The sequence below is a fragment of the Streptomyces sp. Inha503 genome (assembly GCF_047215865.1).
Lineage (GTDB): Bacteria > Actinomycetota > Actinomycetes > Streptomycetales > Streptomycetaceae > Streptomyces > Streptomyces lycopersici.
The window spans coordinates 4,888,021-4,905,396 of record NZ_CP178360.1; the positions used below are offsets into that span (position 1 = coordinate 4,888,021).

Consider the following 17,376-nt stretch of genomic DNA (forward strand, 5'->3'; position numbering starts at 1 on the left):
CGGTCACGGCTGCGGTCACTTCAGGAGATCCCGAATTCCTTGCCGATGAAGTCGAAGAGGTCGTCGTCCGTGGCGGACTCCAGCTCCTCGGCGACTCCGGCGCCGTCTTCCGGTCCTCGGTTGTCATTCCATTGCGCGAGCAGGGCCTGGAGCCGCGCGGTGACCCTGCTCCGGCCCTCGTCGTCGGGGGTGGCTCCGGGCAGGGCCAGGGCCAGGGCCAGGGACTTCTCCAGTCCGTCGAGCTCCGCGAGCAGCGAGGTGACCGCGGACGCGTCGTCCGGAAGGATCTCGCCCCTGAGGTACTCGACCAGTGCGTTTGGGGTCGGGTAGTCGAAGACCAGCGTCGCCGGGAGGCGGACTCCGGTCGTCGCGTTGAGACGGTTGCGGAGCTCGACCGCGGTGAGCGAGTCGAAGCCGACCTCGCTGAACGAGCGGGCCGGGTCGACCGTCTCCGGGCCGGGGTAGCCGAGGACGGCCGCCACCTGGGTGCACACCAGCTCCAGCAGCACCTCCTCGCGCTCGGGCTCGGAGAGCCCGGCGAGCCGTTCGCGCAGCGCCTCGGCACCGGCCGCGGCGGCCGCGGCGGACTCCGCGGCGCGGCGGGCGGGGGCCCGGACGAGGCCGCGGAAGAGGGCGGGCAGCATGCCGCTCCCCGCCTGTGCCCTGAGGGCGGCCATGTCGAGCGGCAGCGGTACGAGTAGGGCTTCGTTCGGGTTCTGTGTGGTGCTCTGTGTGGTGCCCTGTGTGCCCTGTGTGGTGTCCTGCGTGACGCGCAGTGCGGCGTCGAACAGTTCCATGCCGCTCTCGGCCGTGAGCACTCCGACTCCGCCGCGCCGGATGCGGGCGATCTCGGCCTCGTCCAGCTCACCGCCCATGCCTCCGGCCACCGACCACAGGCCCCAGGCGAGGGAGGTGGCGGGCAGGCCGCCCGCGCGGCGGTGCTGGGCCAGGGCATCCAGGAAGGCGTTGGCCGCCGCGTAGTTGCCCTGTCCGGGGCCGCCGAATACGCCTGCGGCCGAGCTGAACAGGATGAACGCGGACAGGTCCGCGTCCTGGGTCAGCTCGTGGAGGTTCCACGCCGCGTGTGCCTTCGGGCGGGCCACGGTGGCCATGCGCTCGGGGGTGAGCGAGCCGATCACTCCGTCGTCCAGGACGCCTGCCGTGTGGATCACGGCGGTGAGGGGGTGGGCGGCGGGGATGTTCGCGATGGCCTCGGCGAGGGCGTTTCGGTCGGCGGCGTCGCAGGCCGCCCAGTGGGGTTCGGCGCCCAGCTCGCGTAGCTCGGTGGTGAGTTCCGTGGCGCCCGGGGCGTTTTCGCCGCGGCGGCTGAGCAGGAGGAGGTGGCGTACGCCGTGCTTGGACACGAGGTGCTTGGCCATCAGGGCGCCGAGGGTGCCGGTGGCGCCGGTGAGGAGGACGGTGCCGTCTGCGTTCCACTCGGGCGCTTGGTTTTCCGTCTCAGTCTCCGTGGCCGTCTCCGTGGCCGTCGCCGTCGCCGTCGGCACGGTGGCGCGTGCCAGCCTTGGCGCCCGGGGGGCGCCGTCGCGGAGGGCGATTTGGGGTTCGCCCGTTGCCAGGGCGGTGGCGAGGGTGTCTTGGGGCTCGCCCTTGGCGTCGGTGTCCACGAGGACGATGCGGTCCGGGTTTTCCGCCTGGGCGGAGCGGGCCAGGCCCCAGATGGCGGCTTGGGCCGGGTCGGTCGCCGGCTCGGCCGTGCCGGTGCTTACGGCTCCCGTGGTCAGAAGGACCAGACGCGAGTTCGCGAAGCGGTCTTCGGTCAGCCATTGCTGGAGGAGGGACAGGGTGTGGGTGGTGGCCTGGTGCGCCGTCTCGGCGGGCGAGGAATTTTCCCCAGTCCCGCCCCTTCCCGAAACAAGGGGCTCCGCCCCTTGGCCCCGGTCCTCAAGCGCCGGACGGGCTGAAGATGCCGCGCTCGGGCGCCCTTCGGGCGTGTCCTCAAGCGCCGGACGGGCTTGGTTGGCCAGGTCGGCCACGACGTATTCCGGGAGCGGCGTGCCGGAGGCGATCGCTTCTGCCAGTGCGTTCAGATCGGCGTAGGTCGGGACGCCCAGGGTGTCGGGGCCCACCGCTGCCCAGCTGTTGGGGGTTACCTCGGTGGACTGGGCCGGGGTCGGGGTCCAGTCCACGCGGAACAGGGCGTCGGACGCGGCGGCCGGGCGGGTGGCGCTCAGTTGGTCCGGGGAGATCGTGCGGAGGGCCAGGCCCTCGATCGATGCCACCGGGGCGCCCGTCACATCGGCGAGCTCCAACGACACCGTGCCTGTGGTCGTGCCGCCCAGCCGCACCCGCAGGGCCGACGCGCCCACCGCGTGCAGGGACACTCCGGTCCACGAGAACGGCAGGCGGCCCTGGCCGTTGCCCTCTCCGGCCGCGCTCAGGCCCAGTGCGTGCAGCGCGGCGTCCAGCAGCGCCGGGTGCAGGCCGAACGCGGTGGCGTCGGACGTGCGGTCCTCCGGCAGGCTTACCTCGGCGAACACCTCGTCGCCGCGCCGCCAGGCGGCCGTCAGGCCCTGGAAGACCGGGCCGTAGGCGAAGCCCGCCTCGGCCAGGCCCTCGTAGAGGCCCGCTACCTCGATCTTCTCGGCCTCGGCGGGCGGCCAGGCGGTCAGGTTGAACGACGGTGTCGTACCGTCCGACGCCACCAGTGCGCCCGTGGCGTGGCGCAGCCACGGTTCGTCCGTCGGGGCGCCTTCGGCACGGGAGTGCAGGGTGAGCGCGCGGCGGCCGGTGTCGTCGGGGGCGGCCAGGGAGAGGCGGAGTTGGATGGCGCCCTGGTCGGGGACGATCAGGGGGGCTTCCAGGGTGAGTTCGTCCAGGCGGTCGCAGCCCGCGTGGTCCCCGGCGCGCAGGGCGAGTTCCACGAAGGCGGTGCCGGGCAGCAGCACCGTGCCCATGACGGCGTGGTCGGCGAGCCAGGGCTGGGTCTGGAGGGAGAGCCGTCCGGTGAAGGCGATGCCGTCCGAGTCGGGCAGTTCCACGGCGGCGCCCAGCAGCGGGTGGCCCGCCGCGTGCAGGCCGATCGCGGTGGCGTCGCCGCCGGTGGGTCCGGCGTCCAGCCAGAACGAGCGGCGCTGGAAGGCGTACGTCGGCAGATCGACCAGCCGCGGGCCGTACGGGGCGAACAGCGGACCGAAGTCCACGGCGGCGCCCCGGACATGGGCGGTGCCGATCGCCGTGAGCAGCGTCTCGGCCTCGGGGCGGCCCTTGCGCAGCGCCGAGATGAACGCGGCGTCTTCGCCGGTCACGCAGTCCTGGGCCATCGCGGTCAGGACGCCGTCGGGGCCCAGCTCGACGTACGTCGAGACGTTCTGCGCCTCCAGGGTCCGCACTCCATCCAGGAAGCGGACGGCCTCGCGGACGTGGCGCACCCAGAAGTCAGCCGTCGTGATCTCCTCGGCGGGGACCACGGCACCGGTCAGGTTGGAGACGATCGGGATGCGCGGGGCCTGGTACGTGAGCCCCCGCGCCACCTCGCGGAAGGCGTCCAGCATGCCGTCCATGTGGGGCGAGTGGAACGCGTGGCTGACCGTGAGCCGCTTGGTCTTGCGGCCCTCCGCCTCGAAGGCCGCCGCGATCTCCAGTGCCGCGTCCTCGTCGCCCGCGACCACGACCGAGGTCGGGCCGTTGACGGCGGCGATGCTCACACGCTTGCCGAGCCGCGGGGCCACCTCGTCCTCGGACGCCTGGACGGCGATCATCGCGCCACCGTCCGGCAGCCGCTGCATCAACCGCCCACGGGCGGCCACCAGCTTCGCCGCGTCGGCCAACGAGAGCACACCGGCCACATGGGCCGCCGCGAGTTCGCCGATGGAGTGGCCGGAGAGGAAGTCCGGCTTCACGCCCCACGCCTGGACCAGGCGGAACAGCGCCACCTCGGTCGCGAACAGCGCGGGCTGGGTGAAGCCGGTCTGGTCCAGCCGCTCCGCGTCGTCCCCGAACATCACCGTCTTCAGGGGCCGTTCGAGGTGCGGGTCCAGCGCGTCGCACACCTCGTCCAGCGCCTCGGCGAACGCCGGGTGGGCGTCGTAGAGCTCGCGGCCCATGCCGAGCCGCTGGCTGCCCTGGCCGGTGAACAGGACGGCCAGCTTGCCGCCCTCGGCCACCGTGCCCTCGACAAGACCGGTCGTGGTGCGGCCCTCGGCGAGGGCGTCGAGACCGGCCAGGAAGGCGTCCCGGTCCCGGGCGACGAGGGTCGCCCGGTGCTCGAAGGGCACCCGGGAGGTGGCCAGGGAGTGGCCGAGGTCGGCCAGGGACAGCTCGGGGCGGTCGGCCACATGGGCGCGGAGCCGGGCCCCCTGGGCGCGCAGCGCCTCGGGGGACTTGGCGGACACCACCCACGGCAGCGCGGACGGCTCACCCGGCGGGAGCGCGGACGACGGAAGCGCGGAAGCCTCCGTCGCCTCGGGCTCCGGCATCTGCTCGATGATGGCGTGCGCGTTGGTGCCGCTCATGCCGAAGGACGAGATACCGGCCCGGCGCGGACGCCCGGTCTCCGGCCACTCCCGCGCCTCGCTCAGCAGCGACACCGCGCCCGCCGCCCAGTCCACATGCGGCGACGGCTCATCGATGTGCAGCGACTTCGGCAGCACACCGTGCCGCATCGCCTGCACCATCTTGATGATGCCCGCGACACCGGCGGCGGCCTGCGTATGGCCGAAGTTGGACTTGATCGAGCCCAACCACAGCGGCTGGTCCTCGGTCTTCTCCTTGCCGTACGTGGCCAGCAGCGCCTGCGCCTCGATCGGGTCGCCCAGCGTCGTACCCGTACCGTGCGCCTCCACCGCGTCCACCTCGGACGCCGACAGACCCGCGTTCGCCAGCGCCTGACGAATCACCCGCTGCTGCGACGGACCATTCGGCGCCGTCAGACCATTCGACGCACCATCCTGGTTGACCGCCGTGCCCCGCACCACCGCCAACACCTTGTGGCCGTTCCGCTTCGCGTCCGACAACCGCTCCACCAGCAGCATGCCCACGCCCTCGCCCCAGGCCGTGCCGTCGGCGGCCGCGGCGAACGGCTTGCAGCGGCCGTTCCTGGCCAGGCCGCGCTGGCGGCTGAACTCGGTGAAGACATCGGGGGTGGTGATGATGGTGACACCGCCCGCGAGGGCCATCGTGCACTCGCCGTTGCGCAGCGCCTGCGCCGCCAGGTGCAGCGCCACCAGCGACGACGAACACGCCGTGTCGACGGTGACCGCCGGGCCCTCGAAGCCGAAGGTGTACGCCACCCGGCCGGAGGCGATGCTGCTGGAGCCGCCGGTGCCGAGGTAACCCTCGACGCCTTCGGGGACGGTGTGCAGCCGGGACACGTAGTCGTTGTGCATCTGGCCGACGAACACGCCGACCTGCTTGCCGCGCAGCGCCCCCGGGTCGAGGCCCGCCCGCTCGAAGGACTCCCAGGAGGTCTCCAGCAGCAGCCGCTGCTGGGGGTCCATGGCCAGTGCCTCGCGCGGGTTGATGCCGAAGAATCCCGGGTCGAAGTGGTGGGCGTCGTAGTAGAAGCCGCCCTCGCGGGCGTACGAGGTGCCGGGCCGGTCCGGGTCCGGGTCGTAGAACGCCTCCAGGTCCCAGCCCCGGTCCTCCGGCAGCCGGGCGATGCCGTCCCGGCCCTCGGCCAGCAGCTCCCACAGATCCTCGGGGGTGCGTACGTCCCCGGGGAAGCGGCAGCTCATCGCGATGATGGCGATCGGGTCGTCCTCGTCCGTCACGGCACCCGCCGGGCCTTCCGCCCGTGCGGGCACGGCGGCCGCCGCCTCGGAGCCGAGCAGTTCCTCCAGCAGATATCCGGCGAGCGCGGTCGGCGTCGGGTAGTCGAAGACCAGCGTGGCGGGCAGCCGCAGCCCGGCGGCGCCGCCGAGGCGGTTGCGGAACTCCACCGCGGTCAGCGAGTCGAAGCCGAGGTCCTTGAAGGCCCGGCTCGCCTCCACCGCGTCGGGCGAGTCATGGCCGAGCACCACGGCCACCTGGGCGCGCACCAGGTCGAGCAGGGTCTGCTCGCGCTCGGCCGCGTCCAGCCGGACCAGCCGCTCCACCAGCGAGGAGCCGTCCCCGGCCGCGCCCGACTCGGCGGTGCGGCGGGTCGTACCGCCGCGCACCAGACCGCGCAGCAGCGGCGGCACCATCTCAATCGGCGCGCCGGTCATCGGCGCCAGGTCCAGCTGCATGGGCACCAGGAAGGCGTCGCCCACCTCCTGGGCGGCGTCGAACAGCGCCAAGCCCTCCTCGGAGGAGAGCCCCAGCACTCCGGAGCGGGTCATCCGGGACTTGTCGGTGGCCTCCAGCTCACCGGTCATCCCGCTGGCCTCGGCCCACAGGCCCCAGGCCAGCGAGGTGGCGACGAGGCCCCGGGACTGGCGGTGGCGGGCCAGGGCGTCCAGGAAGGAGTTGGCCGCCGCGTAGTTGGCCTGTCCGGGGCCGCCGAACGTCCCCGCCGCCGAGGAGAACAGCACGAACGCGGCCAGGTCCTGGTCACGGGTCAGCTCGTGCAGGTTGACAGCCGCGTCCACCTTGGGGCGCAGCACCTTCTCCAGCCGCTCCGGCGTCAGCGCGTCGATCACGCCGTCGTCCAGCACCCCGGCGGTGTGCACGACGGCGGTCAGCGGACGCCCGGCGGGGATGTCGGCCAGGACGGCGGCGAGCGCGTCCCGGTCGGCCGCGTCGCAGGCGGCGATGGTGACCTCGGCGCCCAGCTCGCGCAGTTCGGCGGCGAGTTCGGCCGCGCCCGCGGCCTGCTCACCGCGGCGGCTGGTGAGCACCAGGCGGCGTACGCCGCGCTCGGTGACCGCGTGCCGGGCGACCAGGCCGCCCAGGGTGCCGGTGCCGCCGGTGATCAGCACGGTGCCGTCCGGGTTCCACGGCGCGGGCACGGTGAGTACGACCTTGCCGATGTGGCGGGCCTGGCTGAGGTAGCGGAACGCGTCGGGGGCCTGCCGCAGGTCCCACGCGGTGATCGGCAGCGCCCGCAGCGCGCCCTGCCGGAACAGCTCCAGCAGCTCGCACAGCATCTCCTGGATGCGGTCCAGGCCCGCCTCGGTGAGGTCGAACGCCTGGTAGGAGACGCCGGGGTAGGCGGCGGCGACCTCCTCGGGCACCCGGACGTCGGTCTTGCCCATCTCGACGAACCGGCCGCCGCGCGGCAGCAGCCGCAGCGAGGCGTCCACGAACTCCCGGGCCAGCGAGTCCAGTACGACATCCACGCCGCGACCGCCGCTGGCCTCGCGGAACGTGTCCTCGAAGGCCAGGTCGCGGGAGGAGGCGATCCGGTCGTCGGCGAGCCCCAGCGAGCGCAGCGTGTCCCACTTGCCCTGGCTGGCGGTGGCGTAGACGTCCACGCCCCAGTGGCGGGCCAGCTGCACGGCGGCCATGCCGACACCACCGGCGGCGGCGTGCACCAGCAGCGACTCCCCGCCCTGGAGGTCCGCCAGGTCGCGCAGCGCGTAGTAGGCCGTCATGAAGACGATCGGCACGGACGCGGCCTGGGCGTACGACCAGCCCTCCGGCATCGCCACGACCATGCGGCGGTCCACGACCACCAGCGGGCCGAAGCCGCCGGGCAGCATGCCCATCACCCGGTCGCCGGGCGCCAGATCGGTGACCCCGGGGCCGGTCTCGAGGACGACTCCCGCGCCCTCGCTGCCCATCAGGCCCGCGTCACCGGGGTACATGCCGAGCGCGTTGAGCACATCGCGGAAGTTCACACCGGCGGCCCGGACCGCGACCCGCACCTGCCCGGCCTCCAGCGGCGCGGCGGCCTCCGGGCTGGGCAGCAGGGTGAGGTTCTCCAGGGTGCCCTTGTCCTGGATGTCCAGCCGCCAGGCCGGCTCGCCGGGCGGCGGCACCATGGGCCCGGCGGCGGCGGTGCGCGCCAGCCGGGGGGCGTGCACGGCGCCCCGGCGCAGTACGAACTGCGGCTCGCCGGAGGCGAGCGCGGCGCCCAGCGCCTCGTAGGAGGCGTCGGTGCCGTCGAGGTCCACCAGCACCAGCCGGTCCGGGTTCTCCGACTGCGCCGAGCGCACCAGGCCCCACACCGGGGCGTGCGCCAGGTCGTGGGTCCCGGCGTCGCCCGCGGTGGCGACCGCGCCCCGGGTGACGAGCACCAGCCGGGACGCGGCGAACCGGTCGTCGGCCAGCCACGCCCGGACGAGCGCCAGCGTCCGCTGGGTGGCGGTGTGGACGGCGGCGGTCACCTCGTCGCCGGTGGCGCCGCGCGGGTCGAGGTACGCCAGGACGTACGCGGGCGCGTCCCCGGCCGCGGCCAGCGCGTCCAGGTCGGCGTGGATCGCCGCGCCGGAGGCCAGCGGGGCGGGCGCGCCCTCGCCGAGCACCGCCCAGGACACGGCCGGGCTCTCGGTGGACATCGGCACGGTGGCCCAGTCCAGCCGGTACAGCGACTCGTGGTACGCGGCGGAGCGGCCCTCGGCGAGCTGCCCGGCCGAGACCGGACGCAGCGCCAGCTGCTCGACCGAGGCCACCGGGGCGCCGGTGCCGTCGGCCAGCTCCAGCGACACGCCGTCGGCACCGGCCGGGGTCAGCCGCACCCGGAGCGCGTCGGCGCCCACCGCGTGCAGCGACACCCCGCTCCAGGAGAACGGCAGCCGCCCCTGCTCATCGCCGCCCGCGCGGGCGAACGTGCTGTGCAGCGCGGCGTCCAGCAGCGCCGGGTGCAGCCCGAACCCGCCCGCGTCGGCCTTGCGGTCCTCCGGAAGCCGCACCTCGGCGAATACCTCGTCGCCGCGCAGCCAGGCCGCCGTCAGCCCCTGGAACACCGGCCCGTACGCGAAGCCGCCCTGTGCCAGGTGCTCGTACAGCCCCTCGACCTCGGCGGGCTCGGCGCCCTGCGGCGGCCACGCCGTCAGGTCGAACGAGGGCCGCGGGCCACCGGCCACCAGCACACCGCTCGCATGCCGGATCCACGGCAGCTCGGCGGGCGCGTCCTGTGCCCGCGAGTACAGCTCCAGCGTGCGGTGCCCGGCCTGCTGCGGGGCGCCGACGACGATCTGGAGCTGGACCGCGCCGCGCTCGGGCAGCACCAGCGGCGCCTCGATCGTCAGCTCGTCCAGCCGGTCGCAGCCCACCTGGTCACCGGCGCGGATGGCCAGTTCGACGAAGGCGGTGCCGGGCAGCAGAACGGTGCCCATGACGGCGTGGTCGGCCAGCCACGGGTGGCTTTCGAGGGAGAGCCTGCCGGTGAACAGGAAGCCGTCGGAGTCCGCCAGCGGCACGGCCGCGCCCAGCAGGGGGTGGTCGGCCCGGTCCAGACCCGCCGACTCGACGTCGCCCACGAAGCCGGCGGGCGACGTCAGCCAGAAGCGGCGATGCTGGAAGGCGTAGGTCGGCAGGTCGACGCGGTGGGCGCCGGTCCCGGCGAAGTACGCGGCCCAGTCCGGGCTCACACCACGGACGTGCAGGGCGGCGAGGGCGGTGGCGACGGTCTCGGCCTCGGCGCGGTCCTTGCGCAGCGCGGCGGCGAAGGCGGCCGTGTTGGCATCGGCGTCGGTGACGCACTCCTGGGCCATGGCGGACAGCACGCCATCGGGGCCGAGTTCGAGATAGGTGGTGACGCCCTGGGCTTCCAACGTCCGGACGCCATCGAGGAAGCGGACGGCCTCGCGGACGTGGCGCACCCAGAAGTCGGCCGTCGTGATCTCCTCGGCGGAGACCACGCCACCGGTGAGGTTGGAGACGATCGGGATGCGCGGGGACTCGTACGTGAGCCCCTCGGCCACCTCGCGGAACGCCTCCAGCATCCCGTCCATGCGCGGCGAGTGGAACGCGTGGCTGACCGTGAGCCGCTTGGTCTTACGACCCTGCGCCTCGAAACCGGAAGCGATCTCCAAAGCCGCGTCCTCGTCGCCCGCGATGACGACGGAGGTGGGCCCGTTGAGCGCGGCAATGCTGACGCGCTCGGTCAGCAGCGGCGCCACCTCGTCCTCGGACGCCTGCACCGCGATCATCGCGCCACCGGCCGGAAGCGCCTGCATCAGACGGCCACGCGCCGCCACCAGCTTCGCCGCGTCGGCCAACGACAGCACACCCGCCACATGCGCGGCCGCCAGCTCACCGATCGAATGCCCGGAGAGGAAGTCGGGCCGCAGACCCCACGCCTCCGAAACCAGCCGGAACAACGCCACCTCAACCGCGAACAGCGCGGGCTGGGTGAACCCGGTCCGGTCCAGCTCCGCCGCGTCGTCCCCGAACACCACGGACTTCAGCGGCCGTTCGAGATGCGCGTCCAGCTCGTCGCAGACGGCGTCGAACGCCTCCGCGAACACCGGGTAGGCGTTGTAGAGCTCACGCCCCATCCCCAGCCGCTGGCTCCCCTGCCCCGTGAACAGGAACGCCACCTTGCCGTCCGCCACCGAGCCCTGGACCAGCCCCGCGGCCGACTCGCCGCGCGCCAGCGCCTCCAGGCCAGCGATCAGCGCCGCACGGTCCCCGCCGACCACGACGGCACGGTGGTCCAGCGCGGCGCGGGAGGTCGCGAGCGAGTACGCGAGATCGGTCGGGGAGACGTCCGGCCGCCGCTCCAGGTCGGCGAGCAGCCGCTCGGCCTGTGCCCGCAGCGCTTCGGCGTTCTTCCCGGACACCGTCCACGGCAGCACGGACGGCCGGGCGGCCGGAAGCGCGGAGCCCTCGGCCGGTTCGGGCCGCGGCGCCTGCTCGATGATGGCGTGCGCGTTGGTGCCGCTGACGCCGAAGGAGGAGACACCGGCCCGGCGCGGACGTCCGGTCTCCGGCCACTCCCGCGCCTCGCTCAGCAGCGACACCGCGCCCGCCGCCCAGTCCACATGCGGCGAGGGCTCGTCGAGGTGCAGTGACCGGGGCAGTACGCCGTGGTGCATGGCCTGCACCATCTTGATGATGCCCGCGACACCGGCGGCGGCCTGCGTGTGGCCGAAGTTGGACTTGATCGAGCCCAGCCACAGCGGCTGGTCCTCGGTCTTCTCCTTGCCGTACGTGGCCAGCAGCGCCTGCGCCTCGATCGGGTCGCCCAGCGTCGTACCCGTACCGTGCGCCTCCACCGCGTCCACCTCGGACGCCGACAGACCCGCGTTCGCCAGCGCCTGACGAATCACCCGCTGCTGGGACGGACCATTCGGCGCCGTCAGACCATTCGACGCACCATCCTGGTTGACCGCCGTGCCCCGCACCACCGCCAACACCTTGTGGCCGTTCCGCTTCGCGTCCGACAGCCGCTCCACCAGCAGCATGCCCACGCCCTCGGCCCAGCCGGTGCCGTCCGCGTCGGCCGAGAAGGACTTGCAGCGGCCGCTGGCCGAAAGCCCGCCCTGGCGGCTGAAGTCGATGAAGGTGTCCGGGGTGGACATGACGGTGACACCGCCCGCGAGGGCCATCGTGCACTCGCCGTTGCGCAGCGCCTGCGCCGCCAGGTGCAGCGCCACCAGCGACGACGAACACGCCGTGTCGACGGTGACCGCCGGGCCCTCCAGACCGAAGGTGTAGGCGACCCGGCCGGAGGCCACGCTGCCCGCCGTACCGGTGCCGAGGTAGCCCTCCAGGCCCTCCGGCAGGGCGGTCAGCCGGGAGAGGTAATCGTGGTACATGACGCCCGCGAAGACGCCGGTCTTGCTGCCGCGTACGGTCGCCGGGTCGATCCCGGCCCGCTCGAACGCCTCCCAGGAGCTCTCCAGCAGCAGCCGCTGGTGCGGGTCCATGGCGAGGGCTTCGCGCGGGTTGATGCCGAAGAAGTCGGGGTCGAACTCGCCCGCGTCGTAGAGGAATCCGCCCTCGATGGTGGCGCTGGTGCCGGTCTGCTCGGGGTCGTCGCCCAGCAGTCCCTCCAGCTGCCAGCCGCGGTCGGTCGGGAAGCCGGAGATGGCGTCCACCGAGCCGGTGACCAGCTGCCACAGCTCCTCGGGGCTGGTGACCCCGCCGGGGTAGCGGCAGCTCATGCCGACGATGGCGATGGGCTCGTCATCGGCGACGGCCACGGTGGCGGCCGGGGCCGCGGCGGCCTCGTCGGCCTGGTCGCCGAGGATCTCGGTGCGCAGGAAGCCGGCGAGCGCGGTCGGCGTCGGGTAGTCGAAGACGAGGGTGGCCGGGAGCCGTACGCCCGTGACGGCGCCGAGGCGGTTGCGCAGCTCGACGGCGGTGAGCGAGTCGAAGCCCAGCTCCTTGAAGGCGCGCCCGGCGCCGACGGCCTCCGGGCCCGCGTAGCCGAGGACGGCGGCCACCTGACCGCAGACGATCTCCAGCAGCAGCCGGTCGCGCTCGGGGACGGACAGCCCGAGGAGCCGGTCGGCGAGCCCGCCGGGCGCGGCGGCGCCGCCCGCCTCGACCACGCGGCGGCCGGGTGCCCGCACCAGGCCGCGCAGCAACGCGGGGACCATCGTCGCGTCGGCGTGGCGCAGCGGCGCCAGGTCCAGGTGCATGGGGACGAGCGTGGGGTCGCCCACGGCGAGGGCGGTGTCCAGGAGGGCCAGGCCCTCCTCGGAGGAGAGGGCGGCCACTCCGGCGCGGCTGATGCGCTGGATGTCGGTGTCGTCCAGGTCGCCGGTCATCCCGCTGCGCTCGGCCCACAGGCCCCAGGCGAGGGCGGTGGCGGGCAGCCCCTGGGCGCGGCGCCGGTGGGCGAGGGCGTCCAGGAAGGCGTTGGCGGCCGCGTAGTTGGCCTGCCCGGGGCCGCCGAGGGTGCCGGCGGCTGCGGAGAACAGCACGAACGCGGACAGGTCGAGGTCGCGGGTGAGCTCGTGGAGGTTCCACGCGGCGTCCACCTTGGGCGGCAGTACGCGGTCGACGCGCTCGGCGGTCAGCGAGCCGATGACACCGTCGTCCAGCACACCGGCGGTGTGCACCACGGCGGTCAGCGGGTGCTCGGCCGGGACGGCGGCCAGCGTCACGGCGAGCGCGTCGCGGTCGGCCACGTCGCAGGCGGCGAGGGTGACCTCGGCGCCCGACGCGCGCAGCTCGGCGACGAGTTCGGCGGCGCCCTGGGCGTCTCCCCCGCGCCTGCTGAGCAGCAGCAGGTGGCGTATGCCGTGCTCGGCCACCAGATGGCGGGCGACGAGGCCGCCGAGGGTGCCGGTGGCGCCGGTGACCAGGGCGGTGCCCTCGGGGTCGAGGGCGGGGGCGGTCCGCTCGGGGTCGGCGGCGACCTTGGCCAGCCGGGGTACGACCACGGTCCCGGAGCGGACGGCGAGCTGCGATTCGCCGGTGGCCAGGGCGGCGGACAGCGCCCGGTACGACTCGTCGCGGCCATCAACATCGGCCAGGACGAAGCGGTCCGGGTTCTCGGACTGCGCGGAGCGCAGCAGGCCCCACAGCGGGGCGTTGGCCAGATCCTCGGTGTCGGCGTCCGCCGAGGTGGCGACGGCGCCACGGGTGGCGATCACCAGCCGGGAGCCCTCGAAGCGGGTGTCGGCGAGCCAGTTCTGGACCAGCTCCAGCGCGCGGTGCAGGGCCTCGCGCACAGCGGCCTCGACGGGAAGCCCGGTGTCATCCGCGAGGAACGGCGCGACGACGGCCTGCGGCACGGGGGCCCCGGCGTCCACGGCCGCGCCGAGCGCGGCCAGGTCGGCGTACCCGGCGGCGGTGGGCAGGGCGGCGGCGAGCTCGGGGTGTTCGTCCCCCAGCACCGCCCACTGCCCGGCCACGACGGTGGTGTTGGCGGCCACCGGCGCGGGGGTCCACTCGACGCGGAACAGCGCCTCGTGGAAGGCGCCGCGCGCGGCGTGCACCTGGTCCGGCGAGACGGGGCGCAGCAGCAGCGAGTCGACGGAGGCGACGGGCGCGCCGCTCTCGTCCGCCACCAGCACGGCCACCGCGTCCTGACCGGCGGGCGAGAGCCGGACGCGCAGCGTGGCGGCGCCCACGGCGTGCAGCCGGACCCCGCTCCAGGAGAAGGGGAGGCGGCCGTGTTCGGTGTCCTCCAGGAGGGAGCCGATGCCCACGGCGTGCAGGGCCGCGTCCAGCAGCGCCGGGTGCAGCCCGAACAGCTCGGCCTCGGCGCGGGCGCTCTCGGGCAGCCGCACCTCGGCGTACACCTGGTCGTCGTCCTGCCAGGCGCCCTGGAGCCCCTGGAAGACCGGGCCGTAGGCGAATCCGGTCTCGGCGAGCCAGTCGTAGAGGCCGTCCACGGGGACCTCGGTGGCACCGGCCGGGGGCCAGGTGGCGAGGCTGTCGTCGGGAGTGGTGGCACCGGCGGCGAGCACACCGGTGGCGTGGCGGGTCCACTCGCCCTCGCCCCAGGTGCCGTCGGGGGCCTCCTCCAGGCGCGAGTGCAGGGTCAGCGAGCGGCGGCCGGTCTCGTCCGGGGCGCCCACGGACACCTGGAGCTGGACGCCGCCCTGCGGGGGCAGGACCAGCGGGGCCTCGAGGGTGAGCTCCTCCAGGACGTCCGCGCCCACGTGGTCACCGGCGCGGATGGCCAGCTCCACGAAGGCGGTGCCGGGCAGCAGCACGGTGTCCATGACGGCGTGGTCGGCCAGCCAGGGGTGGGTCTGGAGGGACAGCCGTCCGGTGAAGAGGAATCCGGCGCCGTCGGCGAGCGACACGGCGGCGCCGAGCAGCGGATGGTCGGCGGAGCCGAGCCCGGCGGCGGTGACATCGCCGGTCCAGGGGCCGGGCGGCTCGGGCCAGTACAGCTCGCGCTGGAAGGCGTAGGTGGGCAGTTCGACGCGGCGGGCGCCGGAGCCCTCGAAGACGGCGGCCCAGTCGACGGCCACGCCGTGCACATGGACGCGGGCGAGGGCACCGGCCAGGGCGGTGGCCTCGGGGCGGTCGCCGCGCAGCACGGGCACGAAGGCGGCGCCGTCGCCGGTGACGCAGTCCTGCGCCATGGCGGAGAGCACCCCGTCGGGGCCCAGCTCCACATACGTGGCGACGTCGTACTCCTCGAGCCGCCGAATGCCGTCGGTGAAGCGGACCGCCTCGCGGACGTGCCGGACCCAGTAGTCGGGCGAGCAGATCTCGTCGGCGGAGACCGAACCGCCGGTGAGGTTGGAGATGATGGGGATGACCGGCGGGGCGTACGTCACCTGCCGCGCGACCTCGCGGAAGGCGTCCAGCATGCCGTCCATGCGCGGCGAGTGGAACGCGTGGCTGACGGTGAGCCGCTTGGTCTTGCGGCCCCGCGCCTCGAAGCCAGACGCGATCGCGACGGTCTCGTCCTCGTCGCCCGCGATGACGACCGACGTCGGCCCGTTGAGGGCGGCGATCGACACCCGCTCGGTGAGCAGCGGCGCCACCTCGTCCTCGGACGCCTGGACGGCGATCATCGCGCCACCGGCGGGCAGTTCCTCCATCAGCCTGCCGCGCGCGGCCACCAACCGGCACGCGTCCGCCAGCGAGAGCACACCCGCTACATGCGCGGCGGCCAGTTCGCCGATGGAGTGGCCGACGAGGAAGTCGGGCTTGACGCCCCACGTCTCCAGCAGCCGGAACAGCGCCACTTCGAGGGCGAACAGCGCGGGCTGGGTGTAGCCGGTGCGGTCCAGCGACCCGCTGTCGTCCGATCCGCCGTCGTCGCCGAACATCACCTCGCGCAGCGGCCGCTGGAGGTGCTGGTCGAGCTCGGCGCACACCTCGTCCAGGGCGCGCGCGAAGGCCGGGACGGCCGCGTACAGCTCACGGCCCATCCCGGCGCGCTGGCTGCCCTGGCCGGTGAAGAGGAACGCGACCTTGCCCTCGGCGACCTCGCCCCGGACGACGCCGCCCGCGGGGGCGTCCTCGGCGAGTTCGGCCAGTCCGCGCAGCAGTTCCTCACGGCCTCCCTCGCCCGCGAGGACCACGGCCCGGTGGTCAAGCGCGGCGCGGGTGGTGGCCAGTGAGTGGGCGAGGTCGACCAGGCCGAGGCCCGGGTCGTCCTGCACCCGGGCGGTGAGCCGCTCGGCCTGGGCGCGCAGCGCCGGTGCGCTCTGCGCGGACACCAGCAGCGGCACCTGCCCGCCGATGCCGGTCCACTCCGAGGGAGTGGTGTCATCGCCACCGGGTGCCTCCCGGTCCTCGGCGGGCGGCTGCTCGATGACGGTGTGCGCGTTCGTACCGCTCACGCCGAAGGAGGAGATGCCCGCGCGGCGCGGCTGGCCGGTCTCCGGCCACGGGGTGTTCTCGGTGAGCAGGGAGACGGCGCCCGCGTCCCAGTCCACGTCCCGGGAGGGGGCGTCGACGTGCAGGGTCCTGGGCAGCACCCCGTGCTCGATGGCCTTGACCATCTTGATGATTCCGGCGACACCCGCGGCGGCCTGGGTGTGGCCGAAGTTGGACTTGATCGAGCCGAGCCACAGCGGGCGGCCCTCGGCCCGGTTCTGCCCGTACGTGGCGAGCAGGGCCTGCGCCTCGATGGGGTCGCCGAGGCTGGTGCCGGTGCCGTGCGCCTCGACGGCGTCCACCTGGGCCGGGGTGAGCCGGGCGTCGGTGAGCGCCTGGCGGATGACGCGCTGCTGGGACGGGCCGTTGGGCGCGGTCAGGCCGTTGGACGCGCCGTCCTGGTTGATGGCGGAGCCCCGGACGACGGCCAGCACCTTGTGGCCGTTGCGGCGGGCGTCCGACAGCCGCTCGACCAGCAGCATGCCGACGCCCTCGCCCCAGCCGGTGCCGTCCGCGCCGTCCGCGAACGCCTTGCAGCGCCCGTCGGGCGCGAGGCCGCGCTGGCGGCTGAAGTTGATGAACGCGCGGGGGCTGTTCATCACCGTGACACCGCCGGTGAGCGCCAGCGAGCACTCGCCGTTGCGCAGCGCCTGGATGGCCAGGTGCAGCGCCACCAGCGACGCCGAGCAGGCGGTGTCGACGGTGAGCGCCGGGCCCTCCAGGCCGAAGGTGTAGGAGATCCGGCCGGAGATGACGCTGGCGGCGTTGCCGGTGAGCAGATACTGCTCCACGCCCTGCGGCAGCGTGTGCATCAGCTCCGGGTAGTCCTGGCCGTTGGTGCCGACGAAGACACCGGCCTTGCTGCCGCGGAGCGTGGCCGGGTCGATCCCGGCCCGCTCGAACGCCTCCCAGGACGTCTCCAGCAGCAGCCGCTGCTGCGGGTCCATGCCGAGGGTCTCGCGCGGGCTGATCCCGAAGAACCCGGCGTCGAACTCGCCCGCGCCGTCGAGGAACCCGCCCTTGTCGGTGTAGCTGGTGCCCTGCTCGTCGGGGTCGTCCGCGAAGAGCGCGTCAACGTCCCAGCCACGGTCCGTGGGGAAGTCCGCGATGGCGTCACCGCCCGCGGCCACGAGCTCCCACAGCTCCTCCGGAGACGTGACGCCTCCGGGGAACCGGCAGCTCATGCCGACGATCGCGATCGGCTCAGGCTCCTGCGACTCGACCTCGCGAAGACGCTGCCGCGTCTGGTGCAGATCGGCAGTTACCCGCTTGAGGTAGTCGAGGATCTTGTCCTGATCCGCCATTGGA

At 74.1% G+C, this 17,376-nt stretch carries 1 protein-coding gene; it reads right to left on the reverse strand.

The annotated features are described in order from the left end of the window. Nucleotides 1-20: 20 nt before the first annotated feature. Nucleotides 21-17,372 (reverse strand): SDR family NAD(P)-dependent oxidoreductase, encoded by a 17,352-nt coding sequence (locus ACJX2R_RS20455; RefSeq protein WP_413105911.1) that lies wholly within the window; start codon nt 17,370-17,372, stop codon nt 21-23. Between the last annotated feature and the right edge of the window lie 4 nt (nt 17,373-17,376).